Annotated in this window: 27 protein-coding genes; 11 read left to right on the top strand and 16 right to left on the bottom strand. The window is 71.4% G+C overall.

From position 1 onward, the window contains the following. Positions 1–9: 9 nt before the first annotated feature. Positions 10–840 carry a hypothetical protein gene (locus AB0C25_RS02235; protein WP_357368656.1) on the bottom strand — a complete coding sequence of 277 codons (831 nt, stop codon included), beginning with the start codon at positions 838–840 and terminating at the stop codon, positions 10–12. Positions 841–894: 54 nt separating this feature from the next. Between AB0C25_RS02235 and AB0C25_RS02230 the strand changes: the two genes are divergently transcribed. Then, the gene (locus tag AB0C25_RS02230) at positions 895–2,058 is read left to right on the top strand and encodes a DNA recombination protein RmuC (protein WP_357241690.1); all 1,164 of its coding nucleotides are present in this window, start codon (positions 895–897) and stop codon (positions 2,056–2,058) included. 7 nt (positions 2,059–2,065) lie between these two features. Here the strand turns inward: AB0C25_RS02230 and AB0C25_RS02225 are convergent, their stop codons facing one another. Both AB0C25_RS02225 and AB0C25_RS02220 read right to left on the bottom strand, forming a co-directional pair. Beyond that, positions 2,066–2,500: a hypothetical protein gene (locus AB0C25_RS02225; protein WP_357368654.1), complete on the bottom strand. Its 435-nt coding sequence runs from the start codon at positions 2,498–2,500 to the stop codon at positions 2,066–2,068. Between the two features lie 40 nt (positions 2,501–2,540). Next, positions 2,541–3,527: a 4-hydroxy-3-methylbut-2-enyl diphosphate reductase gene (locus AB0C25_RS02220; RefSeq protein WP_357368652.1), complete on the bottom strand. Its 987-nt coding sequence runs from the start codon at positions 3,525–3,527 to the stop codon at positions 2,541–2,543. A 195-nt stretch (positions 3,528–3,722) separates the two neighbouring features. On the opposite strand from AB0C25_RS02220, the gene xseA reads away from it, so the two are divergent. Together xseA and AB0C25_RS02210 are read left to right on the top strand one after the other, a co-directional pair. Next, positions 3,723–4,952, top strand: a complete 1,230-nt coding sequence (gene xseA, locus AB0C25_RS02215; RefSeq protein ID WP_357368650.1) for an exodeoxyribonuclease VII large subunit — start codon at positions 3,723–3,725, stop codon at positions 4,950–4,952. A 30-nt stretch (positions 4,953–4,982) separates the two neighbouring features. Then, the gene (locus tag AB0C25_RS02210; protein WP_030328827.1) at positions 4,983–5,204 is read left to right on the top strand and encodes an exodeoxyribonuclease VII small subunit; all 222 of its coding nucleotides are present in this window, start codon (positions 4,983–4,985) and stop codon (positions 5,202–5,204) included. Between the two features lie 43 nt (positions 5,205–5,247). Here the strand turns inward: AB0C25_RS02210 and AB0C25_RS02205 are convergent, their stop codons facing one another. Beyond that, positions 5,248–6,096 carry a hypothetical protein gene (locus tag AB0C25_RS02205; protein WP_357368648.1) on the bottom strand — a complete coding sequence of 283 codons (849 nt, stop codon included), beginning with the start codon at positions 6,094–6,096 and terminating at the stop codon, positions 5,248–5,250. 163 nt (positions 6,097–6,259) lie between these two features. Next, positions 6,260–6,907: a DUF4245 family protein gene (locus tag AB0C25_RS02200; RefSeq protein ID WP_357368646.1), complete on the bottom strand. Its 648-nt coding sequence runs from the start codon at positions 6,905–6,907 to the stop codon at positions 6,260–6,262. 158 nt (positions 6,908–7,065) lie between these two features. On the opposite strand from AB0C25_RS02200, the gene glpX reads away from it, so the two are divergent. Together glpX and AB0C25_RS02190 are read left to right on the top strand one after the other, a co-directional pair. Further along, entirely contained in the window at positions 7,066–8,097 is a 1,032-nt protein-coding gene (gene glpX / locus AB0C25_RS02195) for a class II fructose-bisphosphatase (RefSeq protein WP_357241672.1), read from the top strand. Next, complete coding sequence (locus tag AB0C25_RS02190; protein WP_357368644.1) at positions 8,094–9,065, top strand: DMT family transporter; 972 nt, start codon at positions 8,094–8,096, stop codon at positions 9,063–9,065. The genes glpX and AB0C25_RS02190 overlap by 4 nt, the downstream gene beginning before the upstream one ends. 39 nt (positions 9,066–9,104) lie before the next feature. On the opposite strand, the gene AB0C25_RS02185 is transcribed toward AB0C25_RS02190, so the two are convergent. The 7 genes from AB0C25_RS02185 to AB0C25_RS02155 all read right to left on the bottom strand — a co-directional run bounded on the left by AB0C25_RS02185 (position 9,105) and on the right by AB0C25_RS02155 (position 16,174). Continuing rightward, entirely contained in the window at positions 9,105–10,775 is a 1,671-nt protein-coding gene (locus AB0C25_RS02185) for a hypothetical protein (protein ID WP_357368642.1), read from the bottom strand. Positions 10,776–10,840: 65 nt separating this feature from the next. Continuing rightward, positions 10,841–11,809, bottom strand: coding sequence for an NAD(P)/FAD-dependent oxidoreductase (locus AB0C25_RS02180; RefSeq protein WP_357368640.1), 969 nt, complete (start codon positions 11,807–11,809; stop codon positions 10,841–10,843). A 106-nt stretch (positions 11,810–11,915) separates the two neighbouring features. Beyond that, positions 11,916–12,569, bottom strand: coding sequence for a rhomboid family intramembrane serine protease (locus AB0C25_RS02175; protein WP_357241660.1), 654 nt, complete (start codon positions 12,567–12,569; stop codon positions 11,916–11,918). Between the two features lie 107 nt (positions 12,570–12,676). Then, the gene (locus tag AB0C25_RS02170; protein WP_357368637.1) at positions 12,677–13,354 is read right to left on the bottom strand and encodes a lytic transglycosylase domain-containing protein; all 678 of its coding nucleotides are present in this window, start codon (positions 13,352–13,354) and stop codon (positions 12,677–12,679) included. 277 nt (positions 13,355–13,631) lie between these two features. Then, on the bottom strand, positions 13,632–15,047 hold the full coding sequence (locus AB0C25_RS02165) for a PhoH family protein (protein WP_357241654.1): 1,416 nt from the start codon (positions 15,045–15,047) through the stop codon (positions 13,632–13,634). A gap of 415 nt (positions 15,048–15,462) precedes the next feature. Next, on the bottom strand, positions 15,463–15,798 hold the full coding sequence (locus AB0C25_RS02160) for a hypothetical protein (RefSeq protein WP_357368635.1): 336 nt from the start codon (positions 15,796–15,798) through the stop codon (positions 15,463–15,465). A gap of 31 nt (positions 15,799–15,829) precedes the next feature. Continuing rightward, on the bottom strand, positions 15,830–16,174 hold the full coding sequence (locus AB0C25_RS02155; protein WP_357241651.1) for a hypothetical protein: 345 nt from the start codon (positions 16,172–16,174) through the stop codon (positions 15,830–15,832). A 264-nt stretch (positions 16,175–16,438) separates the two neighbouring features. On the opposite strand from AB0C25_RS02155, the gene AB0C25_RS02150 reads away from it, so the two are divergent. The 3 genes from AB0C25_RS02150 to otsB all read left to right on the top strand — a co-directional run bounded on the left by AB0C25_RS02150 (position 16,439) and on the right by otsB (position 18,289). After that, positions 16,439–16,882, top strand: a complete 444-nt coding sequence (locus AB0C25_RS02150) for an XRE family transcriptional regulator (RefSeq protein WP_357241648.1) — start codon at positions 16,439–16,441, stop codon at positions 16,880–16,882. A gap of 161 nt (positions 16,883–17,043) precedes the next feature. Beyond that, positions 17,044–17,397 carry a hypothetical protein gene (locus tag AB0C25_RS02145; protein ID WP_357241645.1) on the top strand — a complete coding sequence of 118 codons (354 nt, stop codon included), beginning with the start codon at positions 17,044–17,046 and terminating at the stop codon, positions 17,395–17,397. Between the two features lie 67 nt (positions 17,398–17,464). Then, positions 17,465–18,289 carry a trehalose-phosphatase gene (gene otsB / locus AB0C25_RS02140; protein ID WP_357368632.1) on the top strand — a complete coding sequence of 275 codons (825 nt, stop codon included), beginning with the start codon at positions 17,465–17,467 and terminating at the stop codon, positions 18,287–18,289. Between the two features lie 39 nt (positions 18,290–18,328). On the opposite strand, the gene AB0C25_RS02135 is transcribed toward otsB, so the two are convergent. The 4 genes from AB0C25_RS02135 to AB0C25_RS02120 all read right to left on the bottom strand — a co-directional run bounded on the left by AB0C25_RS02135 (position 18,329) and on the right by AB0C25_RS02120 (position 23,574). After that, positions 18,329–19,099 carry an isoprenyl transferase gene (locus AB0C25_RS02135; protein ID WP_357368630.1) on the bottom strand — a complete coding sequence of 257 codons (771 nt, stop codon included), beginning with the start codon at positions 19,097–19,099 and terminating at the stop codon, positions 18,329–18,331. Between the two features lie 31 nt (positions 19,100–19,130). After that, a complete protein-coding gene (locus AB0C25_RS02130; protein WP_357368628.1) occupies positions 19,131–20,273 on the bottom strand; it encodes a geranylgeranyl reductase family protein in 1,143 nt (380 codons plus the stop codon). A gap of 561 nt (positions 20,274–20,834) precedes the next feature. Further along, on the bottom strand, positions 20,835–21,692 hold the full coding sequence (locus AB0C25_RS02125; protein ID WP_357368626.1) for a hypothetical protein: 858 nt from the start codon (positions 21,690–21,692) through the stop codon (positions 20,835–20,837). 37 nt (positions 21,693–21,729) lie between these two features. Next, positions 21,730–23,574 (bottom strand): phosphoenolpyruvate carboxykinase (GTP), encoded by a 1,845-nt coding sequence (locus AB0C25_RS02120; protein WP_357241620.1) that lies wholly within the window; start codon positions 23,572–23,574, stop codon positions 21,730–21,732. Between the two features lie 438 nt (positions 23,575–24,012). Here AB0C25_RS02120 and AB0C25_RS02115 point away from each other — a divergent pair, with 438 nt between their 5' ends. The 3 genes from AB0C25_RS02115 (at position 24,013) to AB0C25_RS02105 (ending at position 26,069) form a co-directional block, all read left to right on the top strand. Next, positions 24,013–24,549, top strand: a complete 537-nt coding sequence (locus AB0C25_RS02115) for a GtrA family protein (RefSeq protein WP_357369036.1) — start codon at positions 24,013–24,015, stop codon at positions 24,547–24,549. Positions 24,550–24,612: 63 nt separating this feature from the next. Then, positions 24,613–25,314 (top strand): GtrA family protein, encoded by a 702-nt coding sequence (locus AB0C25_RS02110; RefSeq protein WP_357368624.1) that lies wholly within the window; start codon positions 24,613–24,615, stop codon positions 25,312–25,314. Further along, positions 25,311–26,069 carry a MaoC/PaaZ C-terminal domain-containing protein gene (locus tag AB0C25_RS02105; RefSeq protein ID WP_357368622.1) on the top strand — a complete coding sequence of 253 codons (759 nt, stop codon included), beginning with the start codon at positions 25,311–25,313 and terminating at the stop codon, positions 26,067–26,069. Before AB0C25_RS02110 ends, AB0C25_RS02105 begins: the two co-directional genes overlap by 4 nt. Positions 26,070–26,094 lie beyond the last annotated feature (25 nt).

Raw genomic sequence — 26,094 nt, 5'->3', positions numbered from 1 at the left:
GCCCGACGGTCAGAAGTCGCCACCACCGAAGTCGCCACCACCGAAGTCGCCACCACCGAAGTCGCCACCACCGAAGTCGCCGCCCCCGAAGTCGCCACCGGCGTAGTCGCCACCGACGTCCCCGCCCTGGTCGCCGCCACCGAAGTCGCCACCCTGGTCGCCGCCGTCGCCACCCTGATCGACACCGTCGCCGAAGCCCTCCTGGTAGCCGGCGTCATAGCCGTAACCGGGGTCGGCGAAGGCCGGCGAGAACAGCGCGTCGGCGATCAGGATGCCGCCGAGCACCCCGGCGCCCGCACCCAGCGCCGTCTTCCACCACGGCGTCGAATACCAGCCGGCCGGCACCGGTCGACCCTGGTAACGCCCACCCGGGTAGTAGTAGGGCGTCTCCCGGCCGGGTTGCGGGCCGGCCCGGAAGGTCTGCCCCTGCACGTCGACCTCGCGCTCCCTGGTGAGCTGCCCGACACCGCGCGCGGCGGCCAGCGCCGGCACCTCGGGACCCGGGTCGATGCCCAGCGCGGTACGCGCCGCCCGGATGTACGCCAACCCCTCCAGCGCGGTCTCCCGGGCCAGCCCGAACTGGTGCGGCGTACGCGCCTGCTCCAACTGCGAGCCGGCCGCGTTGTACCGCTCACCGGCGTCGGCCAGCGCCTGACGTACCGCTGGTTCCTCGCCGTGCAGGTTCATCAACTGGCCGCCGAGGCGCTCGTACCACCGCTGCGCCTCCGCGCGGGCGTCGCCGAGCGCCGTGCGTTGGCGAGCCCCAGCCTGGGCGCGGATGAGCGCCGCGGCGCCCAACGCGCCGACCAGCACGACGACGAGGCAGAGCACAAGTTCCATGCCAACGAACGTACCCCCGGCTCGCACGTCGTACCGGTCTGGCAAGCTCCGGTGATGGACGTCTCGACGCTGCTCGTGGTGGTCGTGTGCCTCGGTGCCGGCGGAGCGGTCGGTTGGCTGGCGGCCCGGTCCCGGTCGGCGGCCGACATCGCCCGCCTCGATGCCACCCTGGCCGCCACCCGGGAGGGCGAGGGCCGGCTGGAGCAGTCCATGCGGGCGCTGGGTTACGAGGCCACCGCGCAGTCCCAGGAGGCGGTGGCCCGGGCGGTCGCGCCGCTGCACGACACCCTGCGTCGCTACGAGCAGCGGGTGGCCGAGCTGGAGCACGACCGGGTCGACGCGTACGCCGAGCTGCGCGAGCAGGTCCGGTCGATGACCGCCGTCTCCGGTGAGCTGCGCACCGAGACCAAGCAGCTGGTGGCGGCGCTTCGCGCCCCGCAGGTGCGGGGCCGGTGGGGTGAGCACCAGTTGCGTCGGATCGTCGAGGCGGCCGGAATGTTGGAGCACTGCGACTTCTCCGAGCAGGTCACCGCCGCCACCGACCAGCAGGTCGTCCGACCGGATCTGGTGGTCCGGCTGCACGGCGGCCGGTCGGTGGTGGTGGACGCCAAGGCGCCGTTCGACGCGTACCTGACGGCCATGGAGGCCCGTGACGAGCGGGGTCGCGACACCCACCTCGACGCGCACGCCCGGCACCTGCGGGGGCATGTGGACGCGCTGGCCGCCAAGTCGTACTGGTCGGCGTTCGACAACTCACCCGAGTTCGTGGTGCTGTTCGTCCCCGCCGACCCGTTCCTCGATGTCGCGCTCCAGCGTGACCCGACGCTGCTGGAGCACGCCTTCACCCGCAACGTGGTGCTGGCCACGCCGGCGACGCTTGTCGCCCTGCTCCGCACCGTCGCCTACTCGTGGCGGCAGGAGGCACTGGCCCGCAACGCGCTGGCGGTGCACACCCTCGCCCGCGAGCTGTACGGGCGGCTCTCCACCCTGGGCGACCACGTGGGAAAGCTCGGGTCGTCGCTGGCCGGGGCGGTGACCGCGTACAACCGGGCGGTCGGCTCGTTGGAGGCCCGGGTGCTGGTCAGCGCCCGCAAGCTCGCCGAGTTGGGCGTGTCGGACGACGAGTTGGCAACGCCCGCGCAGGTCGAGTTGACGCCCCGGCAGCCGCAGGCGCCCGAGCTGGTCGATCCGTCCGACGACGAGGTTGCGGCGCGCTAGCGGCTGATCAGGACCGGTTGGCGTTCGACACGACGAACGGGGTGCCCTGCTGGCAGGTGGTCATCATGTCGGGCTCGGCCCGGCCGGTGACCTCCACCCGCGCGCCCGGGGTCAGCACGTCCCGCGGACCCCCGAGCAGCAGGTATCCGTCGAGCAGGACGCAGTTGGGCTCCACCCCGCTCTGCACCGTGCCGGTCAGGGTGGTGGCCCGGACCCCCGGAGGCGTGCTCGGCCCGCCCGGCTTCGGGCTCGACGGCAGGCCCGTCGGTGCGGGGTCGACGATCGGCGGCGTGCTGGTCGGGTCGGGGACGGGCGAGCTGGTCACCGGCTGCGTTCCGGTCGGCACCGGCGGGGGGTTGCCGCGTTCGGCGTCCTGGCCGCCGCAGGCGCTGAGCGCCACGCAGATGGTCAGCGCGGTGACGACGAGCCGAAAGGTCCTCATGCCAGATCTGACGTACGCCGGGTCGGGTTCGTTCCCGTGCTCAGCCGCGCGCCGCCGCGGCCTTCATGTCCCGCTTCAGCTCCTGCGGGAGCGAGAACACGAGCCGCTCGTTGGCGGTGGTGATCTCCTCCACGTCGGCGAAGCCCCGCGCGGCGAGGTAGGCCAGCACGTCCTGGACCAGCTCGTCCGGGACGCTCGCGCCGGAGGTCAGGCCGACCGTGGTGGCCCCCTCCAGCCAGGCGTCGTCGATCTCGTGGGCGAAGTCGACCAGGTGGCCGGCGCGCGCGCCCGCGTCCAGGGCGACCTCGACCAGGCGGATCGAGTTGGAGGAGTTCGTCGAGCCGACCACGATCACCACGTCGCAGTCGGGGGCGATCTCCTTGACCACGTGCTGCCGGTTGGAGGTGGCGTAGCAGATGTCGTCGCTGGGCGGGGACTGCAACAGCGGCAGTCGCTGCTTGAGCCGGGCCACCGTCTCCAACGTCTCGTCGACGGAGAGCGTGGTCTGGGAGAGCCAGACGACCTTCTCCGGATCCCGGACGGTGACCTTGTCCGCGCCGTCCGGGCCGTCGACCAGTTGGATGTGCGCGGGGGCCTCGCCGGCGGTGCCGATGACCTCTTCGTGCCCCTCGTGGCCGATGAGCAGGATGTCGTAGTCCTCGGCGGCGAACCGCTTCGCCTCGTGGTGCACCTTGGTGACCAGCGGGCAGGTCGCGTCGATCGCCTTCAGCGAGCGCTGCTTGGCCTGCTCGTAGACCTCGGGAGCGACGCCGTGCGCGGAGAAGATGACGGTGGACCCCTCCGGCACCTCCTCGTTCTCCTCCACGAAGATCGCGCCCTGCGCCTCCAGGGTCTGCACCACGTGCTTGTTGTGCACGATCTGCTTGCGCACGTAGATCGGGGCACCGTAGAGCTTCAGTGCCTCCTCGACGGTCTGCACGGCGCGGTCGACACCGGCGCAGTAGCCGCGGGGCTTCGCCAGGAGCACGCGCTTGCCGGTCCGGGGAGTCGCCTCAGCCTCAGTCACGAACCCATCGTACGTGCCGGCGTCTCCAAGACCACCCGCCCACAACCCCAAACCCCCACCCCCCAGCCCACCCCCAGCCCTGTTGATCATGAGGTTATCGCTGCGACACGCCGAGACCAGGGGCAATAACTTCATGATCGACGGGGCCAACCGTGGGGGTCCGTAGGGTGGGCGGGTGAGTGTGGGGGTGGGTCGGTGACTGAGGGGGCGCGCAGCAGCGCGGAGGAGCCCTGGCCGGTTCGGGTGGTCAGCCAGAAGGTGGGGGCCTGGATCGCCAAGCTGGGCTGGGTGTGGGTGGACGGGCAGGTGGCGCAGATCAGCCGCCGCCCCGGGGCCAGCACTGTCTTCCTCACCCTGCGTGACCCGTCGGCCGACCTGAGCCTGACCGTCACCACGAACCGGGACGTGCTCGACGCCGGCGCACCGGAGCTACGCGAGGGCGCCCGGGTCGTACTGCACGCCAAGCCGGAGTTCTACGCCGCCCGGGGCACGTTGAGCCTGCGCGCCGACGAGATCCGTCAGGTGGGGCTCGGGGAACTGCTGGCCCGGCTGGAGAAGCTCAAGAAGCTGCTCGCCGCCGAAGGGCTCTTCGACCGCGCCCGTAAGCGCCGACTGCCGTTCCTGCCCGGCCGGATCGGGCTCATCACCGGTCGGGCGTCCGCGGCGGAGCGGGACGTGCTGACGAACGCCCGGCGACGCTGGCCGGCGGTGGAGTTCCGCACCGTCAACGTGGCCGTGCAGGGTCCCTCCGCGGTGCCGCAGATCGTCGACGCGCTCCGGGTGCTGGACGCCGACCCGAGCATCGACGTGATCATCATTGCCCGCGGCGGCGGCGGCATCGAGGATCTGCTGCCCTTCTCCGACGAGGCGCTCTGCCGCGCCGTGTTCGGCTGCCGTACTCCGGTGGTCAGCGCCATCGGTCACGAGACGGACGCACCGCTGATCGACTACGTCGCCGACGTCCGCGCCTCCACCCCGACCGACGCGGCCAAGCGGGTCGTCCCCGACCTCACCGAGGAGGTACGCCTCATCGGTCAGGCCCGGCACCGCCTGGAACGGGCGGTGCGCAACCTCGTCGATCGGGAGACCCACCGGCTCGACGGGCTGCGGTCCCGGCCGGTGCTGGCTCGACCGCAGGTGATGGTGGACCATCGGGCGACCGAGCTGACCGCGTTGCGCCAGCGGGCCGGCCGCTGTCTGGAACACCGGCTCGTCGCCGCCGACGACGACCTGCGCCACACCCTCGCCCGACTACGCGCGCTCTCCCCCGCCGCCACCCTGGACCGGGGGTACGCGATCGTGCAGCGCGCGGACGGCCACGTGGTGCGCGCGGCGACGGAGGTCGGCAAGGGCGACCCGCTCCGGGTACGGCTGGCCGACGGTGAACTGGCCGCCACGGTCGACGGCGCAGTGGCGACGCGGTGACCGGACGAGCGGTGTGCTGAGATGGGTGCGATGACTGACGACACGAAGGCCGGGCCGGACGAACGGCTCAGTTACGAGCAGGCCCGCGCCGAGCTGGCCTCGGTGGTCGAGCGGCTGGAGGCCGGCGGCACGTCCCTGGAGGAGTCGCTGGCGCTGTGGGAGCGCGGCGAGGCGCTGGCGGTGATCTGCCAACGCTGGCTGGATGGGGCGCGGGCACGGATCGACGCCGCCCGGCAGGAGCCCGCTTCCTGACCGACCGCCGGTGGGGCGGCCGGAGCCGCCCCACGCGGACACGTCAGTTGAACAGGTTGTACAGCTCGGCCGGCGCCTCGACGACCTCGGCAGCCGGCGGCTTCTGGGCAGCGGTGGCGGCACCGTAGTCGGAGTACGTCATCTTGACCTCCTGGGCGGCGGTCTGCCCGGCGGCCGGCAGCTGCAGCACCAGCTCGCTGAGCCGGCCCTGCGGGTCCACCTTCGCGGTGAAGGGAACCGTCTTCGCCTGGGTGCCCAGCGCGGCGATCGTGGCGGCGTTCAGCGAGCCCGCCTCGGCGGCCTTGGTGACGTCGATGGTGCCCGCGTACGCGCCGGTGCCGGTGCTGCGGACCTCGGTGATGCCCTGGGTGAGCACCGCGCTGCCGGCCGGGTCGACCTTCTCGAAGTCGAACCCGAGGCTGCGGTTGCCCTTGATCCGGGACTGGTCCAGGTGCTGGTACTTGCCGAGGTTGAGCTGCTTGATGGTGGGCAGGCTGTCGGCGGTGGCGCCGCTCAGCTCCAGCTTGACCCAGCTGTCCGGCTTGTAGTGGATCACGTCGAGCTTCATTGCCAGGTCGGACGAGGGTCCGCCGATCGCGACCTTCATCGTCGCGCTCTGGCTGGGCTGGTGCACCTGGCCCTCCGCCGTCGAGCCGGCGCCGGCGAGGGTGAATCGGAAGTTCCCGTTGCTGATCTCCTTGGTGGAGTCGAGCAGGGCCTGCTTGGCGTCGCCCGCCGCCGGGGCTCCGGACGGGCTCGCCGTGCCGGAGGCGGTCGCCGTCGGAGTGGCGGTCGATCCGGCGCTGCCGGTCGTACCGCTGGCGCAGGCGGCCAGTGCGGGTGTGAGCAGAGCGGCGGCTACCAGGCCGGCGCCGAGTCGTCGAACAGTCATACGTGTCTCCCAAGAGGGTCACCCGACGACCTGGACGGCGCCGGAAACCGGGCGACGCGGCAGCACCGTCGGCCGCGACGCGCGATCCGGGTCGAGTCAGCGCGCCCGGATCACTCCCTCTCTGTTCCCTGTCGACGGGTCGGACAATCGCCCTTCTGTCCGATCAGTGCAGCGAGCCGGCCAGCTCGCGTAGTTCGTTGTCCCCGGCATCACCGACGACGATCACCGTGCGGGTCGGTTCCAGCAGGACCAGCGCCTGCTGGTTGCCCCGGGCCGCGTAGAGCTGCCAGGTCCGTCCGGCCAGCTCGGTCGGCCCCTGCGGCTGGCCCTGGTCGGTCAGCTCGGCGGGGAGCAGCCGCTCGGCCGGCACACTGCTCTGCAGGAGTTGGACGCCCCGCCCCTCCGGGGTGAGGTAGCCGATCCGCAGGTTCGCACCGCCGTCGACGGTCTGGTAGCGGGCGCTGACCGTCGACCAGTCGGAGCCGAGCCCCTCCGGCTGGCTCACCGGAAACACGTTCGCCGACCGGGCCTGTTCGATGGCCGGGGCCGGATCGACTGTCGTGGCCTGATCACCACCCAGAAAGCCCCGGTAGAACGCCAGCAGCAGCGCGATCGGGACGAGCAGCACCAGCAACGAGATCGCCATGTCCTTCGGCGACCGCTCGGATTTGGCGGGCGCCGCGCGCTGCGGTGGCGTCGGGTCATCGCCGGCGCTCTCACCACCGGGGGCGACGGGGACGTCGACCGGCGGCTGGCCGTCGGGTGGCGTGCGGTCGGCGGGTACGCGGTCGGCTGGCTGTGCGGGCTCCACCCCTCCATCTTCGCAGCCGCCCGACCGGCGGTATCCAGGCCATCACCGCCCCGCGCCAACGCCCGGTCGGCCATCGTGTGAGGATCAGCGACAGAGCCGCAGCGGGGACCGCCCCGCCGCCGGTCGTCCCCGCACCGTCGCGAGGAGGAGCAGCCGTCATGACCAACACCAGGACGCGGATCCCACAGGATCTCGACCGAAACCTCGCCCTCGACCTGGTCCGGGTCACCGAGGCCGCCGCGATGGCGGCCGGTCGGTGGGTGGGCCGGGGCGACAAGGAGGGTGGCGACGGCGCGGCCGTGGACGCCATGCGCAAGCTGATCAACTCGATTCAGATGCGTGGCGTGGTGGTGATCGGCGAGGGCGAGAAGGACAACGCCCCGATGCTCTTCAACGGCGAACACGTCGGCGACGGCACCGGCCCGGAGGTGGACGTCGCCGTCGACCCGGTCGACGGCACCACGCTGATGAGCAAGGGCATGCCGAACGCCGTCGCGGTGCTCGCCGTCTCCGAGCGGGGCGCGATGTTCGACCCCAGCGCCGTCTTCTACATGGAGAAGCTCGCCGTCGGGCCGGCGTATGCCGACGTGATCGACATCAACGCCGGGGTGGCCGAGAACCTGCGCCGGATCGCCAAGGTCAAGGGCACCGACGTCTCCGAGGTGACGGTCTGTGTGCTGGACCGGAGCCGCCACGACGACCTGGTCACCCAGATCCGCCGGACCGGGGCGGGCATCCGGTTCATCTCCGACGGCGACATCGCGGGCTCCATCGCGGCCGCGCGCGGCGAGTCGGAGGTCGACGTGCTGATGGGCATCGGCGGCACCCCGGAGGGCATCATCTCCGCGTGCGCCCTGAAGTGCATGGGTGGTGCGATGCAGGCCAAGCTCTGGCCGCGCGACGAGCAGGAGCGGGAGAAGGCGCTCGCCGCCGGGCACGACCTGGACCGGGTGCTGGGCACCGATGATCTGGTCACCGGTGACAACTGCTTCTTCGTGGCGACCGGGGTCACCTCCGGAGATCTGCTGCGCGGGGTGCGGTACCGGGCCGGCGGCGCGTACACCCAGTCGATCGTGATGCGGTCGAAGAGCGGCACGATCCGGGTGATCGACTCGTACCACCGGCTGGAGAAGCTGGCGCTCTACTCCGCTGTCGACTTCGACGGTCGTCCGCTGGCCGAGCAGGAGTGACAGCCACCAACACGGAGACACCACAGATCCTGTCGGCCGCCCGCCGGGTCACCGGCGTCGCGCTGGCGTCCGTCTCCGGGGTCGCGGTGGCGGTGCAGTCCCGGATCAACGGCGAATTGGGGGTACGCCTCGCCGACGGCTTCGCCGCCGCGGTCGTCTCGTTCGGCATCGGCCTGCTGGTGCTCCTGGTGCTGGTGCCCGCCACCCCCGGCGGGCGGCGTGGGCTGGCCGCGACGCGGCGTGCCCTGGCGACGGGAACGCTGCGACCATGGCAGTGCCTCGGCGGGATGTGCGGGGCTTTCCTCGTGGCCACCCAGGGGCTCACCATCGGCACGCTCGGGGTGGCGGTCTTCACCGTGGCGGTGGTGGCCGGCCAGACCGGCAGCAGCCTCGCCGTGGACCGGGCCGGAATCGGGCCGACCGGCCGGCAGCCGGTCACCCGGCAGCGGCTGGCCGGCGCGGTGCTCACCGTGCTGGCGGTCGGCCTGGCGGTCGGCGACCGACTCGGCGACCCGGGCGCGTTGGCGCTGGCCCTGCTGCCGCTGCTCGCCGGGGTGGGCATCGCCTGGCAGCAGGCCGTCAACGGCCGGGTCCGGGCGGCGGCCGACAGCGCGTTGACCGCCACACTCGTCAACTTCGCGGTCGGGACCGTCACCCTGCTCGTCGCGTTCGCCATCGACATCGCCGTACGCGGCTGGCCGAACGGCGACCTGCCGAGCGAGCCGTGGCTCTACCTGGGCGGCCCGATCGGCATCGTGTTCATCGCGATCGCCGCCGCGATCGTGCGCTTCACCGGTGTGCTGCTGCTCGGTCTGGCCACCATCGCCGGCCAGATCGTGGGGGCGGTCCTCCTGGACCTGGTGTTGCCCACCGCGGCCTCCCACCCCGGTGTGAACACCCTGCTCGGCGCAGCGCTGACCATGGTGGCGGTGCTGGTCGCCGCGTTGGCGCCAAGCGCCCGCCGCTGACCCAACCGCCCGCAGAGGGGTCAGCGGCACGTCGGAGGTTCACTGCGGCGGCGACTGCGACGGGTACGGCGGATCAGGGACCCTCGGTGGGTACGCAGGGTAGGGCGCAGGCGGATAGGGCACGTGCGGCGGATAGGGCGGGCGCGGCTGGTACCGGCGCTCGAACCCACGGGCCGGGTCCACCAGCCGCGCGATCCGGGTGGCCAGCAGCACGCCCGGCACTGCGGCCAGCAGGGCGAGCGCCACCGCGAACCGGGTCCGCGACGGGGTGCCGTACAGCCAACCGACGAGCGGCAGCCCGGCCAGGAACGCGGTGAGGAGGAGCCCGGTGAGCACCCAGCCGATCCAGCGCCGCAGAGCGCCCTGGTAGGAGGCTCGAACGATCATGGCCACCGCGGTGAGGACGCCCACCACCAGCACGAACGGCACGGCCATGAACGTCACGCTGTCGTCGTCGCGCCCCCAGGCCGCGGTCAACACCATCCCCGCGACCAGCATCGACGCACTGCTGACGACCCCCCACCAGCGCGGACCTCCACCACGGCGGATCGCGAGATGACCGGCGAGCGCAGTGACCGCACAGCCGAGAGTCAGCGCCAGCGTGACGGCGAGCAACAGGTCCATCTGGCGGTCGCCGGGGCCGCCACCGCCCAGGCGCGGCGGTTCGCCCCGCGACGTGAAGCGTTCCCCCTCCTCGAAGAGGAACCCGTCGCGCTGCCACCCACCGTCGGGCAGGCGGCGGAGAAACCCGTCCCGCCCGTTGGCGACGAGCACCTCGTGACCACCCCCGGCGTGGGGATAGACGACCAGATCGCGGGAGGCGAAGTGGCGCTGGACATCGCCCGGGTTCGGCGACCGGCGGGCCAACTCCTCCCGCTGCCCGTCGGGCACCTCCCAGGCCACCCGCCAGGTCGCGCCGGCGTCGTCGCTCTCCTCGACCCGTAGGTGCCCGGTGACGATCCGGTAGCAACGCCGGGGCGCGTCCGGCGCGCACGCCTGCTGCTGCCCCACCTCCTGGCGGGACAGCCGCCGCTGCTCATCCTCGGTGGCGGGCCGCCAGGTGGTCGCGCCGTCCTCGCTGACCGCCCACTGCCCGTCCAGCGGGCTGGCCGGCCAGTCCGACGTGCTGTAGCCGCTGCCGACCGAGATCGCCGGGTGGCCGTCGAGGGTCGCGGTGCTCACCGCGTACGGGTAGTAGATCGGGCTGGTGGCGGCTACCGCCAGGACCGCCGGTGGCAGCACCACCAGCAGTCGGACCAGCCGGGCGGTCCGGTGGCGCACCGGTCGGCGGCGCGACCGGGTCCAACTCCACCAGGCCAGGCCGAGCGCCGGCAGGGTCAGCAGGTCGGTCCGGTCGGCCCGGACCAGCGACGGCCCGGCCAGCACGGTCCAGGCCGACGAGGCCAGCTCGGCGGCGTACCCGTTGGATTTGACGAGCGCGAACCCGGCGCCCACCACGACCAGACCGGCCAGCGCGGCGGCCCGGGCCGGCATCCGCGGCACCAGGAGGGTCAGCAGCACCGCGACAAGCGGCGGGGCGAGCACCAGACCGGCGACGTCGCTCAGCTTGCCGGTCAGCAGGCCGGGGTGGGCCGCCTTCAGTACGTGGTCGTTGACCAGCAGCAGGACCAGGGCGATCACGGTGGCGGGATGGGAGAGCCAGGACAGCGTGGTGGGTGCGCCGTCCTGCGGTGTCTCGGAACCCGTCATCCTGACAGGATCCGGTCGACCTGTCTCGATCAGGACTCAGGTCGGTGTGGGTCCGATACCGACGGTCAGCCGGCGTCGGAGGAGTGCCCCGGGAAGAGGTGTGCGCTCGGGGCGATGGCCACGGCCGCGTTGTTGACAGCCGTCGCCGCCTCGCCGAAGCCGGTGGCGATCAGCCGCACCTTGCCCGGGTATTCGGTGATGTCGCCCGCCGCGAAGACCCGGGGCAGGTTGGTGGCCATCGCGCTGTCCACCAGGATGTGCCGGCGGTCCAGACGCAGCCCCCACTCGGCGAGCGGACCCAGGTCGGCGGTGAAGCCCAGCGCGGCGACCACGGTGTCCACCGGCAGTGTCTCGGTGGCACCACCGCGGACGGTCACCTCGGCGGCGGTCACCGCGCCCTCCCCGATCAGCCGGCTGACCTCGGCGTTGACCACCACCCGCACCGGCAGGGACAGCACTCGGGCGACAGTTGAGGCGTGCGCCCGGAACTTTTCCCGGCGGTGCACGAGGGTCACCGAACGGGCCAGTGGTTGCAGCGCCAACGCCCAGTCGAAGGCGGAGTCGCCACCACCGACGATCAGCACGTCCCGGTCGGCCAGCGCGGCCGGCTCGGTGACGAAGTAGACGATCCCGGTGCCGGGAGCGCCGTCGGCGCACGGCAGCGGCCGCGGGCTGAAGCTGCCGAGCCCACCGGTGACCACCACCGCACCGCAACCGAGCTGCTCACCCCCGGCCAGGCCGAGCACTGGGCGGTCGTCGACGTACGAGAGTTTCTCGGCACGGGTGTTGAGCAGGTATTGCGGGGCGAACGGGGCGGCCTGTGCGACCAGGTTGGCCACCAGGTCCCGGCCCTTGACGGCGGGAAAGCCGGCCACGTCGAGGATCAACTTTTCCGGGTACATGGCGGTGACCTGACCGCCGGGCTCGGGCAGCGCGTCGATCACCGCCACCGACAGACCTCGGAACCCGGCGTAGTACGCGGCGAAGAGACCGGCCGGACCGGCCCCGATCACGGCGACATCGACCTCGCGCATGGCGTACCGTCGCTTTCCGCTTACGGATCAACGCAGGCTGATCTTCGACGGTAGGCCGGTGGCGGTGGTCCGGCAAGCACCGCTCCGGGGCGCGCCGGGGAATTGGTCAGGGCAGGCGGAGGGTGTCACCCGAGTAGTCCGGCCCATCCAACGCTGGGCGCCGACGGCGGAACAGGATCGCCGCCACCACCCCTCCGAGCAGGCCGAACAGGTGACCCTGCCAGGAGATCCGCTCGTCGGTGGGGAGGATGCCGACCAGTTGCCAGCCGTAGAGCAGGCCGACCAGCAGGAAGACCGCGAAGTTCCACCAGCTGCGTTCGACGATGCCCCGGGTGAGCAGGATGCCCAGGTAGCCGAAGATGACGCCGCTGGCGCCGACCACCACCGAGTTGGGCGAGCCGGTGAACCAGACGCCGAGCCCGCTGACCAGGATGATGACCAGTGTCGACCAGAGGAAGCGGCGGGCACCGGCGGCCAGGACGAACGTGCCCAGCAGGATCAGCGGGATGCTGTTGCTGTAGAGGTGGTCGAAGCCGTGGTGCAGGAATGGGGAGAAGAAGACCCCGTCCAAGCCTTCGATGCGCTGCGGGATGATGCCGGCGTTGGCGTCCAGGCCGAACGCGAGCCCCTGGTCGACGGCCTCGATGAGGAAGAGGAACGGGACGACCGCGCACATGGCGACGAACGCCCGGCCGAGCGCGGCGTAGAACGCCTCGGTGCCGAACCGGTAGGGGTCGCCGCTTGACGGGTGCAGGGTCACTCCACAACTGCTATCAGCAAAAGCGGCCGACCGCCACTCACGTCCCGTCCAAAGTACGCGCGAAGGCGGGGCGAGTGGAGACCCACCCGCCCCGCCTTCGAGAGCCGTCAGTAGTGGTTGTTGTTCTGGAAGAAGGTCCAGGCGCCGCAGGGCGTCTTGTACCTGCCCTTGATGTAGCCCAAGCCCCACTTGATCTGGGTGGCCGGGTTGGTCCGCCAGTCGGAGGCGACCGAACCCATCTTGCTGCCCGGCAGGGACTGCGGGATGCCGTACGCACCGGACGAGTTGTTGGCGGCCTTGTGGTTCCAGCCGCTCTCCTTGGTCCAGAGCTTCTCCAGGCAGGGGAACTCGGAGATGCCGAAGCCCGAGTCGATCATGAGGGCGCAGCCGGTCTTGCGGTTGCCGCTGTACTCCTCGCAGGACGCCGGGATCGGTCCGTCGTACGGTTTGGCGGGCGCGTTGGCGGCGGCGCGTTCGCGCTTGCGGGACGCCGCGGCGGCCTCGGCCCGACGGGCCCGCTCGGCGGCCTCCTTCGCGGCCTGCGCCGCCCGCAGCTTGGCCTGGTACTCGGCGGCCCGCTGCTTGGAGACCTGCACCTGGTGGGCGGCCTGCCGTTCGCGCTGGTACGCGAGGTCGGCCTGGTCGATCTCGCGGCTGACCTGCTCGGTCAGGCCCTGTTGCTGGGTTTCCCGGTCTTCGCCCAGGTAGAAGCCGCCGGCAACGCCCACGGACAGCAGGGCGACAGCAGCCGTACGGGCACCCAACCGGCTCCACAGCCGACTCACGAAGTGGTCCCTTCGTCGGGAGCAAGGACGTGGCGCGGCGGGGCCACAGGTGGGCTGCCAACCGTGCCACGAGCGTCCCGACCGATTGCCGGTCGCGCCGACACACCGACCGCCGCCGATGTCGCCCGCCTCGCGACGAACGATCACCAACGATCCGGGTGGTGCGTGGACGCTCGTGGGACACGATTGCGCACAGTGAGGCCGATGGGAAACCGACCGGCGCGTTTGTGATCTGCACCACACATTTAATGCGGACAAAAGCCCACAAAAGCACCCGTCAGATCGGGATGTCCTCCAGGAGGTCGGTGACCATCGCGGCGATCGGCGACCGCTCCGAACGGCTGAGGGTGACGTGGGCGAAGAGCGGATGACCCTTGAGCGCCTCGATGACGGCCGTCACGCCGTCGTGCCGACCGACCCGCAGATTGTCCCGCTGGGCCACGTCGTGGGTGAGCACCACCCGGGAGCCCTGCCCGATTCGGGACAGCACCGTCAACAGCACCCCGCGCTCCAGGGACTGCGCCTCGTCCACGATCACGTAGGCGTCGTGCAGGCTGCGCCCCCGGATGTGGGTCAGCGGCAGCACCTCCAGGATGCCCCGCGAGGTGACCTCCTCCAGCACGTTCTCGTGCACCACCGCGCCGAGCGTGTCGAAGACCGCCTGCGCCCACGGCGACATCTTCTCCGACTCCGAACCGGGCAGGTAGCCCAGCTCCTGGCCGCCGACGGCGTACAGCGGGCGGAACACGATCACCTTCTTGTGCCGGCGCCGCTCCATCACCGCCTCCAGCCCGGCGCAGAGCGCCAACGCCGACTTGCCGGTGCCCGCCCGGCCGCCCAGCGACACGATCCCGATCGACTCGTCGAGCAACATGTCGAGGGCGATGCGCTGCTCGGCCGAGCGGCCGTGCAACCCGAACGCCTCCCGATCGCCCCGGACCAGCCGGACCGACTTGTCCGGCAGCACCCGGCCGAGCGCGGAGCCCCGTCCCGAGTGCAGCACCAGACCGGTGTGGCAGGGCAGACCGGCCGCCTCGTCGAGGTCGAGTGTCTCGCCGGCGTACAACGACCCGATCTGCTCCTCGGTCAGGTCCATCTCGGACATGCCGGTCCAGGTCGGGTCGCTGGCCTGACCGTGGCGGTACTCGTCGGCCCGCAGGCCCACCGAGGCCGCCTTGACCCGCAGCGGCATGTCCTTGCTGACCAGGGTGACCTCCCGGCCCTCGCCGGCGAGGTTGAGCGCGACGGAGAGGATCCGGGCGTCGTTGCTCTCGGTCCGGAAACCGGGTGGCAGCACCCCGTCGTCGGTGTGGTTGAGCTCCACCCGCAGGGTGCCGCCGACGTCGTTGGCCGGCACCGGTCGGTCGAGTCGACCATGCCGAACCCGCAGGTCGTCGAGCATCCGGAGCGACTGCCGGGCGAACCAGCCCAGCTCCGGATGGTGCCGCTTGCCCTCCAGTTCGGTGATGACCACCAGAGGCAGCACCACCTCGTGCTCCGCGAACCGGTGGAACGCCGCCGGATCGGAGAGCAGCACGGACGTGTCCAGGACAAAGGCCTGGCCGGCTGGTCGCGGCTCCTTCGGGTCGGCCGGCGCGGCGGCCGCCGTGCGGCGGCTCCTGGTGGCACGGCGGTTCGTGGCAGTCGCGGCCGGGGTCTGGTCGGCACCGGCGGTGGTACGGCGAGTCGTCACAGGCCTGCTCCGACGGATGGGCATCCGCCACCCGTGTTCCGCCTCCTCCGGTGCCCGGGGACACGGGGTCGGATGCGGAACCCCATGCGCGAGGTCGCAGATCCGGGCGGACCGGCTGGCTCGGGAGAACCCCGTGCCATGCCTAGACGCTAGCCCCGCCGGCCCCTTCCGGCTAGGGGGCCGACGTGGATCTACCTAGACGGGCGTGTGAACACGGCTTCGCGGGGCCCCTCACCACCGGGAAGGCCGGCGGTGGGCGCGGCGGAACCGGCCGGGATGCATGCCCCCTGCGCGCACCCCGGCCGGTCTGGGGTCACCGTCACCGGTCTGACGTGACCCCGACGGTGCGTGTCCGCCGCGGACGACGCACCGCGTCGGTGGTGTCGGTCGGCGGGATCGTGCCCGCCGACCGACCTCAACCGGTACGTCGCACGAGCGTGCCCGTCGGGTGCCGCCCGGTGATCGGGGCGGCCGGCGCACTGAACGACGAGCCGGTGTACGTGGTGCCGGGGCGGGCGACGGTGCTGGCCGAGCGGACGACGCTCCCCGGGGAGACCGACAGGGCGGAGGCGATCGCGGCCTGGGCGTCGCGGCGACGCCGGTTCCAGGCGCCCCGGTCACCGTCGAAGTAGCCCTGCCGGTAGCCGAAGCGGTAGCCGATGCGGTAGCTGAGCTGCCCGTGCAACCGGCCGGCCGCGTAGCTGGTCGCGCCGAGCACCAGGACGAGGAATACCGCGAGAAACGGGCTCATCGGGCGACCCCGGCCCGGCCCGGACGCCCGGTCACTTCTCCTCCGGCTCGATCGTGGTGGGATCCGCGACGAGCAGCCGATCCAGGTCGTCGGTGCTGACCTCCTCGACCAGTTCGACGCTGATCCGGCAGCCGTCCAGCATGATCTCGGCCACCGAGGAACGGCGGATCTCGCCGCCGGCGTCGTAGACCCGGACGCTCAGCTCCGGGCAGCCGAGATGGGTACGCCAGGCGTTCCACTCGGCGCGGTCGCCGACGCTCAGCGACAGGTAGCGGCAGCCTCGGGCGAGGTAGAGGCGCCAGGGGGCGGTCAGCCCCGCGGCCACCCCCTCGGCGATCAGCCCGAAGGCCTGGGCGCGGGTGGCGAGCTCGGTCACCACACCCCCTCCGAACCGGGGGTGTGACGCATGTGAGCACCAATCGTCTCATGCACGTGACACACCGTAGATTGTCCCATGGGCGTGACAGTATCAGCTTTTCGTCCGCTTACGCTTGCCACTACGGGCATCTATTCTGCCCGCGTGACGCCCCTCAACAGTGGCACTGAGTCGTTTACCGGAAATCCGAAGCCATCGTCACGTAGGCGTGACAGTGGCGAGCCGGGGCGCGCGCTCGTCACCGGCTGGCCGTACGGTCACGGAGTGACCGAGACGGCCAATGCGCGGAAGATCGCCTTCGCCACCTTCGTCCGCCGCGCCCTGGACGAGGCACGAGCGACCCGGGCCTGGAGTGGCACCGAGGTGTCCCGGCGCACCGGGGTCTCCCGGCAGACCATCAACCGGTGGGTCCGGGGCGACTGGGCCAGCGACCCGGAAGCCGAACGGGTGGTCGCCTTCTGCGAGGGCCTGGGCCTGAACCCGGCGGCCGCCTTCGCCGCACTCGGCTGGGACCGCACCGCGGCCGGCCCCCGCGGCGGCCAGCCCGCCCCTCCGATGGACCCGGACGTCGAGGCCCTGCTACGCCGTCTGGTCGATCCGAACGTCTCGGACGCGGAGAAGTTCCACATCCGCGAAACCATCAGATATCTCGCATACCGCCCAACGCTGCCGGTCGATGTCCGAAATAGAGGCAATCAAGCAGGGTAGTTCCTCAGATGGCGAAAGAACGCCTGGTCAGGTTCATTCGTTTGCCTCCGGGGCCGGAACGGGCACGCTAGCGTCCGTACTCGTACTGCTTGGGCTCGTCATCGGCGGGGGGACGGGACAAGGCCGAACCCAGCCCTGCGGGACAAAGGAGGGGTCTGTCCATGACCCTGAAGTGGTTGGCAGTCGTGGTCGCGACGGTGTCGATGACACTGTGGGCGACCGGCAACGCGGTGACCCTCGCGGTCGACGGCGGGCAGCTTCCGCTGCTCGTGAACCTCTTTGTGCTCATCACCGCCGGCACCGCGGTCATCCTGGCCGTCGTCGCCGAGCTGCACGAGCGGATGAACGACCGGATCAGCGCGCTCACCGAGTTCCTGGTGGCACGGCTCAACGAGATCGAGAACCACACCGGCGATCGCAACACCGGGTTTGTGGAGGGCTACCTGTTGAGCCACGGCCAGGACGCGGCGGTGGTGCCGTTCGGCCGGCGTGGACGAGGAGCCGCCGAACGCTGATCGCCTACCGCGTAACGGGTCCGCTCGGCCAGGAATGAGCCTTCATCGCCGGGGTACGCTGACGCGCGTGCCGCCGTTGAATTTGGGCAATCACCAGCCGAGAACCCCGTTGAACGCCGACCAGGCCTGGCGGACCACCGCCAGCCGGGCGGCCGGGACCGTGCTCTTCTTCGACTTCGACGGCACGCTCGCGCCCGTCGACGACGATCCGACCGCGGTACGCCCGGCTCCCAAGGCGTTGGCCGCGATCGAGGCACTCGCCCCGGTCGTGCAGCGGGTCGCGATCGTCTCCGCCCGACCCGTCGAGTTCCTTCGGGATCAGCTCGGCGGGCTCACCGGCGTGGACCTCTACGGCCTCTACGGGCTGGAGCACAGCCACTCCGGCGGGGAGACCGTGACCGAGCCGGCCGCCCTCCCCTGGGTGCCGACCATGGCGGAGCTGGCCGACCTCGCCCGTGCTGAGCTGCCACCCGGCACGCTCGTGGAATACAAGCGGCTCTCGGTCGCCCTGCACTGGCGTACCGCCCCGCAGCTCGGCTCGACCGTGCAGCAGTGGGGGCAGGCTCAGGCCGACCGCCTGGGGCTGCGCGTGCAGGCCGGGCGGATGGTGCTGGAGCTCAAACCGCCTGTCGACCGGGACAAGGGCATGGTCATCGGCGAGGCGATCAAGGGTGCCACCGGCGCCTGGTACTTCGGTGACGACGTCTCGGACATCAAGGCCTTCGCCGCGCTGCGCGCCCGCGCCGCCGCCGACCCGGACTTCCTCGGCATCTGCGTGGCCGTGGCCAACCCGGAGACCGGCCACGAGGTGGCAAACGCCGCCGACCTGACGATCGAGTCCCCGGCCGCCCTTGGCGACTTCCTCACCCAGGCACTGACCCACCTGCCCTGACCCGGCCGCGCGGCGACGGACACGTCGCCCGCCGCCGGCTCAGGCGCCGTAGCGGCGTTGCCTGGTCGCGTACGAGCGCAGTGCGCGCAGGAAGTCGATGTGCCGGAAATCCGGCCAGTTGAGCTCGCAGAAGTAGAACTCCGAGTGCGCGGACTGCCAGAGCATGAAGCCGGACAGCCGCTGCTCCCCGCTGGTGCGAATGACCAGGTCGGGATCGGGCTGGCCACGGGTGTAGAGGTGCTCGGCGATGTGCTCGACGTCCAGCACCTCGGCCAACTCCTCGATGGTGCCGCCGGTGGCGGCATGCTCCAACAGCAGCGAACGGACCGCGTCGGTGATCTCCCGCCGACCGCCGTAGCCCACCGCGATGTTGACCTCCGCGCCGCCGGTGCGCTCGCGGGTGCGTTCCTCGGCGCCCTTGAGCGCCGCCGCGGTCTGCGCCGGGAGCAGGTCGAGCGCCCCGACGATGCGCAGCCGCCAGGGGTTGCCCTCCTCGGAGAGCTCCACCACCAGGTCCTCAATGATCTTGAGGAGCGGGTCCAGCTCACTGGCCGGTCGGCGCAGGTTGTCGGTGGCCAGCAGGTAGAGGGTCACGTGCCCCACGCCGGCCTGGTCACACCAGCCGAGGACATGCTTGATCTTCGCCGCGCCGACCCGGTGTCCGTCGTTCGGGTCGACGAAGCCCATCTCCCTCGCCCAGCGGCGGTTGCCGTCGCACATCACCCCGACGTGCCGGGGCACCGGCTTACCCGCGAGCTTCGCCGTGAGCCGGCGCTCGTACACGGAGTAGATAAGGTCCCGCAGCGTCATCACCTAGCAGCGTAGCGACCCTTCGCCCAGATCACCGCCTCGGAGCCCCATCCCCGCCGCCCAGACCGATGCCGATCATCGCCAGCGTACGGGCGGTGAGACGTCCGTCACCCAGTCCCAGCTCGACCACGTCGTAGAACACCCGGTCGTCGCGCCGGGCGGCCCGGACCGCCGCGTCCACCACTCGGCCGCGGCGCGCCAACCAGGCCGCGACCGAACTGTGCCGCAGGTGGGTGCCGAGGCGGCGACGCAACCCGTGCGCGTAGCGGCCCGCTGCCGACTCGGGGGCCTCGGCCGCCGCCGCACCGGCGAGCGCACCGGAGAGCAGCGCGTAGAAAATGCCCTCCCCGGTGAACGGATTGATCAGTGACAGCGCGTCCCCGGCCAGCAACGTGCGCCCCCGCCCCGGTGCTGGCCGGTGGGTGGACAGTGGCAGGTGATGGGCGCGCAACGCGGTCACCGTCCCCAGGTCGGTGCCGGGCAGCAGCGCGGCCAGCCGGTCCAGCAGGTACGCCCTGCTCAGCGACTCACCGCGCAGCACCTCCCCGTACCCGACGTTCGCCCGCCCGTCGCCGATCGGAAACGACCAGGCGTACGCCGGCCAGCGCGCCTTCGAGGTGACGATGAGCTGCTCGGACGGGCCGGGCAGGGCCGGCGCGTACCCCCGGATGGCAAGCGCCAGGTGCCGGTCGGGATTCTGCGGGTGGCCGAGCGCCCGACGCACCACCGACCCGGCGCCGTCGGCGCCCACCACCACCCGCCCGGACACCTCACCGTCCAGCACCACCCGGTCGGCACGCGGCTCGACCCGGCGCACGGTGTGCCGGCGCAACTGCGCGCCCGCCGCCACGGCCGCCGCCACCAGGCGCGCGTCGAAGACCTCCCGGGGCACGGTGTACGCGGGTCGGGGCAGCGCCCGGGCCACGGCACCGCCACCCGGCGCGATCATGCGTAGCGCGGGCAGCGGCGCGTAACCCGCCACCGCCTCGGTCACCCCCAACTCGGTCAACACATCCACCGAGTGCGCGGCGATCCCGTCGCCACACGCCTTGTCCCGGGGGAAGTCGGCCCGGTCCAGCAGCAGCACGCTGGCGCCCGCCCGCCGCGCCGTCAATGCGGCGGCTGCCCCGGCCGGCCCCGCTCCCACCACCACCACGTCGAACTCGTCGCTCACCGCGCCTCCCTCCGACCAACGCGGCGCGGCCGTGCCGATCAGGCACCGCCCGACGATCCACTGCGCCGCCCACGCCGACCGTTGTGACCGACGCCACCCGCCATCCTGCCCTCTGCCCGCTCCTGCGTGCCGCACCCGCACAGCGCTGACTTCCTGCCGTCAGAAACGCGATCGCCTCCCGCGGCTAGGCACGAGCAGTCCAGGCGTGGCGAACGGAAGGTCACTCAGGCCGGGAGACATCAGCGCTGCGGAGGCGGCCCACCTGTCCAACAGCCTGTAGACCTGCCCCACATTCGGGGCACCGGGCGGGGCCCTCGGCGGCGGCGTGGATACGGACGCGGGCGGAGTCGAGGCTGGACCCGCGTGCCAGCGCGTCTGATGCCCGGCCCGTCCGGCCCGCCCCACATCTGGGGCAGCTCTACAGCGGCGGCAACTACCCGGCCAGAGACGGAGGCTGTGGGCCTCGCGGGCGCGGGGTGGTGCTGCCGTCAGCCGGAGCGGCCGCGACTACCCGGCCAGAGACGGGGGCTGCGAGCCTCCCGGGCGCGGGCGGTGCTGCCGTCAACCGGGGTCGACGTCGGGGGCGCGGGCGGCGCGGCGGAGGCCGTAGAGAGCCAGCCCGGCGGCGGCGACCAGCGGGGCGCCGTCGCGGACCAGGCCGTCCACGCCCAGCAGCCACCAGCACAGCGGCAGGTCCACGGCGAGTACGACCAGGGTCACGCCGACCAGCAGGCCGCGCGCCCAGTCCTTGCCCCGCATCAGGAACGCGGTGCAGAACAGCACCGCGTAGCTGGCCACGATGCCGGCGCCGAACCAGAGCAGCACGGCCGGCAGCGCGGTCAGCCGCCCGTCCAGGATGGAACCCCCGGCCACCAGGGCCGGCACCAGCATCAGGGGGCTGTACGTGAACGCCGCCACCCGACTGGTCAACAGCCAGGCGCTCGCCTCCGGCCGGCGCGGGGGCGTTTCCCGCCAGGAGAACCCGTCGCGGTCGATGACCAGCCGGGGTCGGTGCCGGACGAGATGCCCGGCGAGCGCCGGCGAGCGGTAGAGCAGCCAGACCACCGCCACACAGAGCGCGCTGAGCACGGCGAAGCCGAGCAGGCCGGGCAGCGGCGGCACCCCCTGCCGGGGCACGATCAACCGGCCGACGGCGAAGACCGTGGTGACCGCGAGGATCAGCCCGAACGGGCGAGCCACCGTCCGACCCCGGCGCACGTGCCCGATCAGCAGCAGGAAGCCGAACGAGCGCAGCATCGCCCAGCCGGTCCGTACGGCCAGCCCGAAGCCCTGCTCCGGGGCGTACCACCAATTGAGCAGCTCGACCACGACGGTGGCCGCCGCCGTCGTCGCGAGCAGGAAGGTGAGCACCCGGACGGCGGACGGCCGCCGGACCTCGGTCTCGGCGGCCGTCCTCATGGGATCCGTTCTTGCCCGCGGCGGGCGATGTTCACACCTAGCGCTGCGGTTGTGCGGCGTCCAGGCGGGCGCGCAGCGCGTCCAACTCGGCCCAGAGCACGCCCGGCAGCTTGTCACCGAACTTCTCGAACCACTCGGTGATCATCGGCAGCTCGTCGCGCCACTCGTCCGGGTCGACCTTCAGCGCGATCCGGACGTCCTCCGGGGTCATGTCCAGGCCCTCGACGTCCAGCGACTCGGGCGTCGGCACCATGCCCACCGGGGTCTCGACCGCGTCGGCCGTGCCCTCGATCCGCTCGACGACCCACTTGAGCACCCGGGAGTTCTCCCCGAAGCCCGGCCAGAGGAAGGAGCCGTCCGGGTCCTTGCGGAACCAGTTGACGTAGTAGATCTTCGGCAGCTTCGCCTCGTCGCCGTCGGTGCCCTTGCCCATCTCGATCCAGTGCCGGAAGTAATCACCAGCGTGGTAGCCGATGAACGGCAACATCGCCATCGGATCCCGGCGGACCACGCCGACCGCGCCGGACGCGGCGGCCGTCGTCTCCGACGAGAGCGTGGCACCCATGTAGACGCCGTGCACCCAGTCGCGGGCCTCGGTCACCAACGGGATGGTGTCCTTACGACGGCCACCGAAGAGGATCGCGTCGATCGGTACGCCGTTGGGGTCGAAGTACTCGTCGGCGAGGATCGGGCACTGGGTGATCGGGGTGCAGAACCGGCTGTTCGCGTGGGAGGAGAGGCCCTCGCTCTCCGGCGTCCAGTCGTTGCCCTTCCAGTCGATCAGGTGCGCCGGCGGCTCCCCCATCCCCTCCCACCAGACGTCACCGTCATCGGTGAGGCCCACGTTCGTGAAGACGGAATTGCCCCGGTCCAGGGTGCGCATGGCGTTGGCGTTGGTCTTCCAGTCGGTGCCGGGCGCGACACCGAACAGGCCGTACTCCGGGTTGACGGCGTAGAGGCGGCCGTCCGGGCCGAACCGCATCCAGGCGATGTCGTCGCCGATGGTCTCGACCTTCCAACCCGGGATGGTCGGCTCGACCATGGCCAGGTTGGTCTTGCCACAGGCCGAGGGGAACGCGCCGGCGATGTGGTGGACCTTGCCCTCCGGCGAGGTGATCTTGAGGATCAGCATGTGCTCGGCGAGCCAGCCCTCGTCGCGACCCATGACGCTGGCGATCCGCAGCGAGTAGCACTTCTTGCCGAGCAGCGAGTTGCCGCCGTAACCGGAGCCGTACGACCAGATCTCCCGGCTCTCCGGGAAGTGCGAGATGTACTTGGTCTCGTTGCACGGCCAGGCGACGTCCTGCTGGCCGGGGGCGAGCGGGGCGCCGATCGAGTGCAACGCGTGCACGAAGTCCGCGTCGTCGCCCAACGCCTCGAGGACGCGGGTGCCCATCCGCGTCATGATGCGCATCGAGGCGACCACGTACGGGCTGTCGGTGATCTCGACACCGAACATCGGGGACTCGGCCTCGACCGGACCCATGACGAACGGGATGACGTACATGGTCCGGCCCCGCATCGAGCCGCGGTACAGCTCGGTCATCGTCCGCTTCATCTCCGCGGGCGCCATCCAGTTGTTGGTGGGGCCGGCGTCCGCCTCGTCGACGGAGCAGATGTAGGTGCGTTCCTCGACCCGGGCGACGTCCGTCGGGTCGGTACGCGCGTAGAACGAGTTGGGCTTCTTCTCCGGGTTCAGCCGGATCAGCGTGCCGGCTTCGACCAGCTCGTCGGTGAGGCGGCGCCACTCCTCGTCGGACCCATCCACCCAGACGACCCGGTCCGGGGTGGTCAGTTCCGCGACCTCACGGACCCAGGCGAGCAGTTTCGGATGGGACGTCGGGGCCTGATCAATACCCCGCACAACAGCCGGAGCAACCATGACACATCTCCTTGTGGTCGACGCTGACCGATCTATGGGATGCACGAGACTCAGCGGCGCGATGCGTCGCCTTCGTGGAAACCTGGGATTGGCCTCAGCGTAAACCGGGCAGCCTTCCGAGTCAGTGGGACTGGTTGTGAAGAACTGCACAAGCTACGGCCACGCTGCGGCATCACGATCTGATACCCGCTTTCCTGCGCAGTTTCACGCAAATCTTGTTGTGCACCCCGGCGGACGCTTGTGCGGTGGGGCCATGGACCTGCCCCGCCGACCGGTGCGTGGATTCCCGTTCCGAGGCGCGTCAGTCCTCCCAATTGGTTACGCTGCGTACGACGGTTTCGCACACGGTGATCAGCTGTGCCGGGCGACCACGCCCGCTTGCCGTAGCTACCCCGCGGACTGGCTCGGAGCCGGTAGGCTCGCTCCGTGGCCGCCACGATGACCGGGGAGCAACCGGGTCCCCGGCAGACCCGACCGGGTCTGGTTGGCAAACTGCTGGACCGCTTCGGTCACCTCGTCCGCGAGATGAGCAAGTTCGCGACCGTGGGTGGCGTCGCCTTCCTCGTCGACTTCGCGCTCTTCAACTACCTGACGAGCACGCGCGGCGTCGAGGAGCTGACGGCGAAGACGATCTCGACCATCATCGCGGCCTCCGTCGCCTTCGTAGGCAACCGGTTCTGGACCTGGCGGCACCGCCAGCGCAGCAACCCGGCCCGCGAGTACGCGCTGTTCTTCTTCTTCAACGTCGTCGGTCTCGGCATCGCGGTGGCCTGCCTCGCGATCAGCAGGTACGGGCTCGGCAGCGTCTGGCCGGCCGTGTTCCAGACGCGCCTGGCCGACAACGTCGCCAGCTACATCGTCGGCACGGGCCTCGGCACGCTGTTCCGATTCTGGTCGTACCGGCGGTTCGTCTTCGTCGAAGCGGGAACCCGGACCGTTCCGCAGGTAAGACCCGACCCCGACCGCAGGGCGTGACCTGCCGCTCACCCCGTTTGGCCGGTGATCGCCGGTCACACCGACTGCCCTAAGGTGTTTCGCATGCGTCTTGTCCGCCTGCTGCCTGAGCGCTGGCAGAAGTTCATCCACGAGGCGCTCAAGTTCGGCATCGTCGGTGGCATCAACACCGTCATCAATTACGCAGTGTTCAATGCCCTTGCACTGACCGTTTTCGTCAATGGTCAGTTGAAGGCGACGGTGATTGCGACAGTCGTCGCCACGATCACGTCGTACCTGATGAATCGGCACTGGACGTACCGGGATCGCCCGAAATCGGCGTTGCGCCGGGAGTATGTCCTCTTCTTCCTCTTCAACGGGGCTGGCCTGCTCATCGAGCTGGGCGCCGTGGCGGCAGCCAAGTACGGCCTAGGCGTGCACGGCCTGCTGGCACTGAACGTGGCAAAGACCGTCGGTGTCCTGTTGGCCACGCTGTTCCGGTTCTGGTCGTACCGGACCTTCGTCTTCCAGCCCGTCGCTGTCGACGACGACGAGGCGAAGCACGAGCCCACCTGGCACGACATCCCCCGCGACGAGTGGGACACGATGGCCGAGATGGACCCGGTCGCCGAGCTGGCCGAATCCGTGTCGGAGTTGGAGGAGGCGGAGTCCGCGCGACGTGCCGACCCACCGGCCGGCGCGCCCACCCAGGGCCGCCCCCGGTTGAGCGTCAGCCCCGCCGCCGACCTGGACGCGGAACTCGCCGCGGAGTTGCACGTCAGCACCCGCCGCGCGCCCCGCCGGTGACGACACCCGACGCCCGCTCCGGCACCGGGCAACCCGCCGAGCTGTTCTTCGAGGATCTTGTCCCGGGGCTCACCGTCGACCTCGGCGTGGTCACCGTGGATGGCGACGAGATGGTCGCCTTCGCGCGACGCTTCGACCCGCAGTGGTACCACGTCGACGCCGGCCTGGCCGGGGCCAGCCGGCACGGTGGGCTGATCGCCAGCGGCTTCTACACGGTCAGCCTGTTCATGCGCGCGTACGTCGACCACCTGCTGTCCCGGGCCGCCGCGGACGCCTCCCCCGGCCTGGAGGAGCTGCGCTGGCTCGCCCCCGTGCGCGCCGGTGACCGGCTCGCCGTTCGGGTCGACGTGATGGGCGCCCGGCCGTCGAGCGCCCGCCCGGGGCTCGGCACCGTCAGCCTCACCGGCACCATGCTGCGTCTCGGCCCGGACGACCGGCCCGAGCAGGAGGTGCTGCGGACCCGCTTCCGTGGCTGGTTCGCCGTCCGCCCACGCGACGCCGACACGCTCGACGCCGAACCACTCGAAGCCGACCCGCTCGACGCCGACCCAGTCGAAGCAGACGCGCCCGACCCGGTCGAGGCCGACGCGCCCGACCCAGCCGAGGCCGACGCGTCCCAGGCCGGCCCCGCTGAAGCCGATGCCGCCGAAGCCGACGCCGGCCAGCCAGCGGGTGGGCCGCCGGCCGCCGGCTCGGACCAGATCGGCCCGGAACGACCCGCCAACGGCCCACCCCGGGCCGAACCGCCCGGCTGACCCGCCCCGACACACTGCGGCGGCG

The organism is Micromonospora sp. NPDC048839, assembly GCF_040649915.1.
In the GTDB taxonomy this organism is placed as follows: domain Bacteria; phylum Actinomycetota; class Actinomycetes; order Mycobacteriales; family Micromonosporaceae; genus Micromonospora.
This window is presented reverse-complemented; position numbering and strand designations above follow the sequence as displayed.

What these genes read in the sequence shown, in the direction of transcription:
- AB0C25_RS02225 (WP_357368654.1), bottom strand. Translation starts at nt 2,500, where the DNA reads ATGAGGACCTTTCGGCTCGTCGTCACCGCGCTGACCATCTGCGTGGCG.
- AB0C25_RS02180 (WP_357368640.1), bottom strand. Translation starts at nt 11,809, where the DNA reads ATGCGCGAGGTCGATGTCGCCGTGATCGGGGCCGGTCCGGCCGGTCTC.
- AB0C25_RS02235 (WP_357368656.1), bottom strand. Translation starts at nt 840, where the DNA reads ATGGAACTTGTGCTCTGCCTCGTCGTCGTGCTGGTCGGCGCGTTGGGC.
- AB0C25_RS02145 (WP_357241645.1), top strand. Translation starts at nt 17,044, where the DNA reads ATGACCCTGAAGTGGTTGGCAGTCGTGGTCGCGACGGTGTCGATGACA.
- AB0C25_RS02185 (WP_357368642.1), bottom strand. Translation starts at nt 10,775, where the DNA reads ATGACGGGTTCCGAGACACCGCAGGACGGCGCACCCACCACGCTGTCC.
- AB0C25_RS02115 (WP_357369036.1), top strand. Translation starts at nt 24,013, where the DNA reads ATGACCGGGGAGCAACCGGGTCCCCGGCAGACCCGACCGGGTCTGGTT.
- AB0C25_RS02110 (WP_357368624.1), top strand. Translation starts at nt 24,613, where the DNA reads ATGCGTCTTGTCCGCCTGCTGCCTGAGCGCTGGCAGAAGTTCATCCAC.
- AB0C25_RS02205 (WP_357368648.1), bottom strand. Translation starts at nt 6,096, where the DNA reads ATGACTGTTCGACGACTCGGCGCCGGCCTGGTAGCCGCCGCTCTGCTC.
- glpX (WP_357241672.1), top strand. Translation starts at nt 7,066, where the DNA reads ATGACCAACACCAGGACGCGGATCCCACAGGATCTCGACCGAAACCTC.
- AB0C25_RS02135 (WP_357368630.1), bottom strand. Translation starts at nt 19,099, where the DNA reads ATGACGCTGCGGGACCTTATCTACTCCGTGTACGAGCGCCGGCTCACG.
- AB0C25_RS02230 (WP_357241690.1), top strand. Translation starts at nt 895, where the DNA reads ATGGACGTCTCGACGCTGCTCGTGGTGGTCGTGTGCCTCGGTGCCGGC.
- AB0C25_RS02210 (WP_030328827.1), top strand. Translation starts at nt 4,983, where the DNA reads ATGACTGACGACACGAAGGCCGGGCCGGACGAACGGCTCAGTTACGAG.
- AB0C25_RS02160 (WP_357368635.1), bottom strand. Translation starts at nt 15,798, where the DNA reads ATGAGCCCGTTTCTCGCGGTATTCCTCGTCCTGGTGCTCGGCGCGACC.
- AB0C25_RS02125 (WP_357368626.1), bottom strand. Translation starts at nt 21,692, where the DNA reads ATGAGGACGGCCGCCGAGACCGAGGTCCGGCGGCCGTCCGCCGTCCGG.
- AB0C25_RS02120 (WP_357241620.1), bottom strand. Translation starts at nt 23,574, where the DNA reads ATGGTTGCTCCGGCTGTTGTGCGGGGTATTGATCAGGCCCCGACGTCC.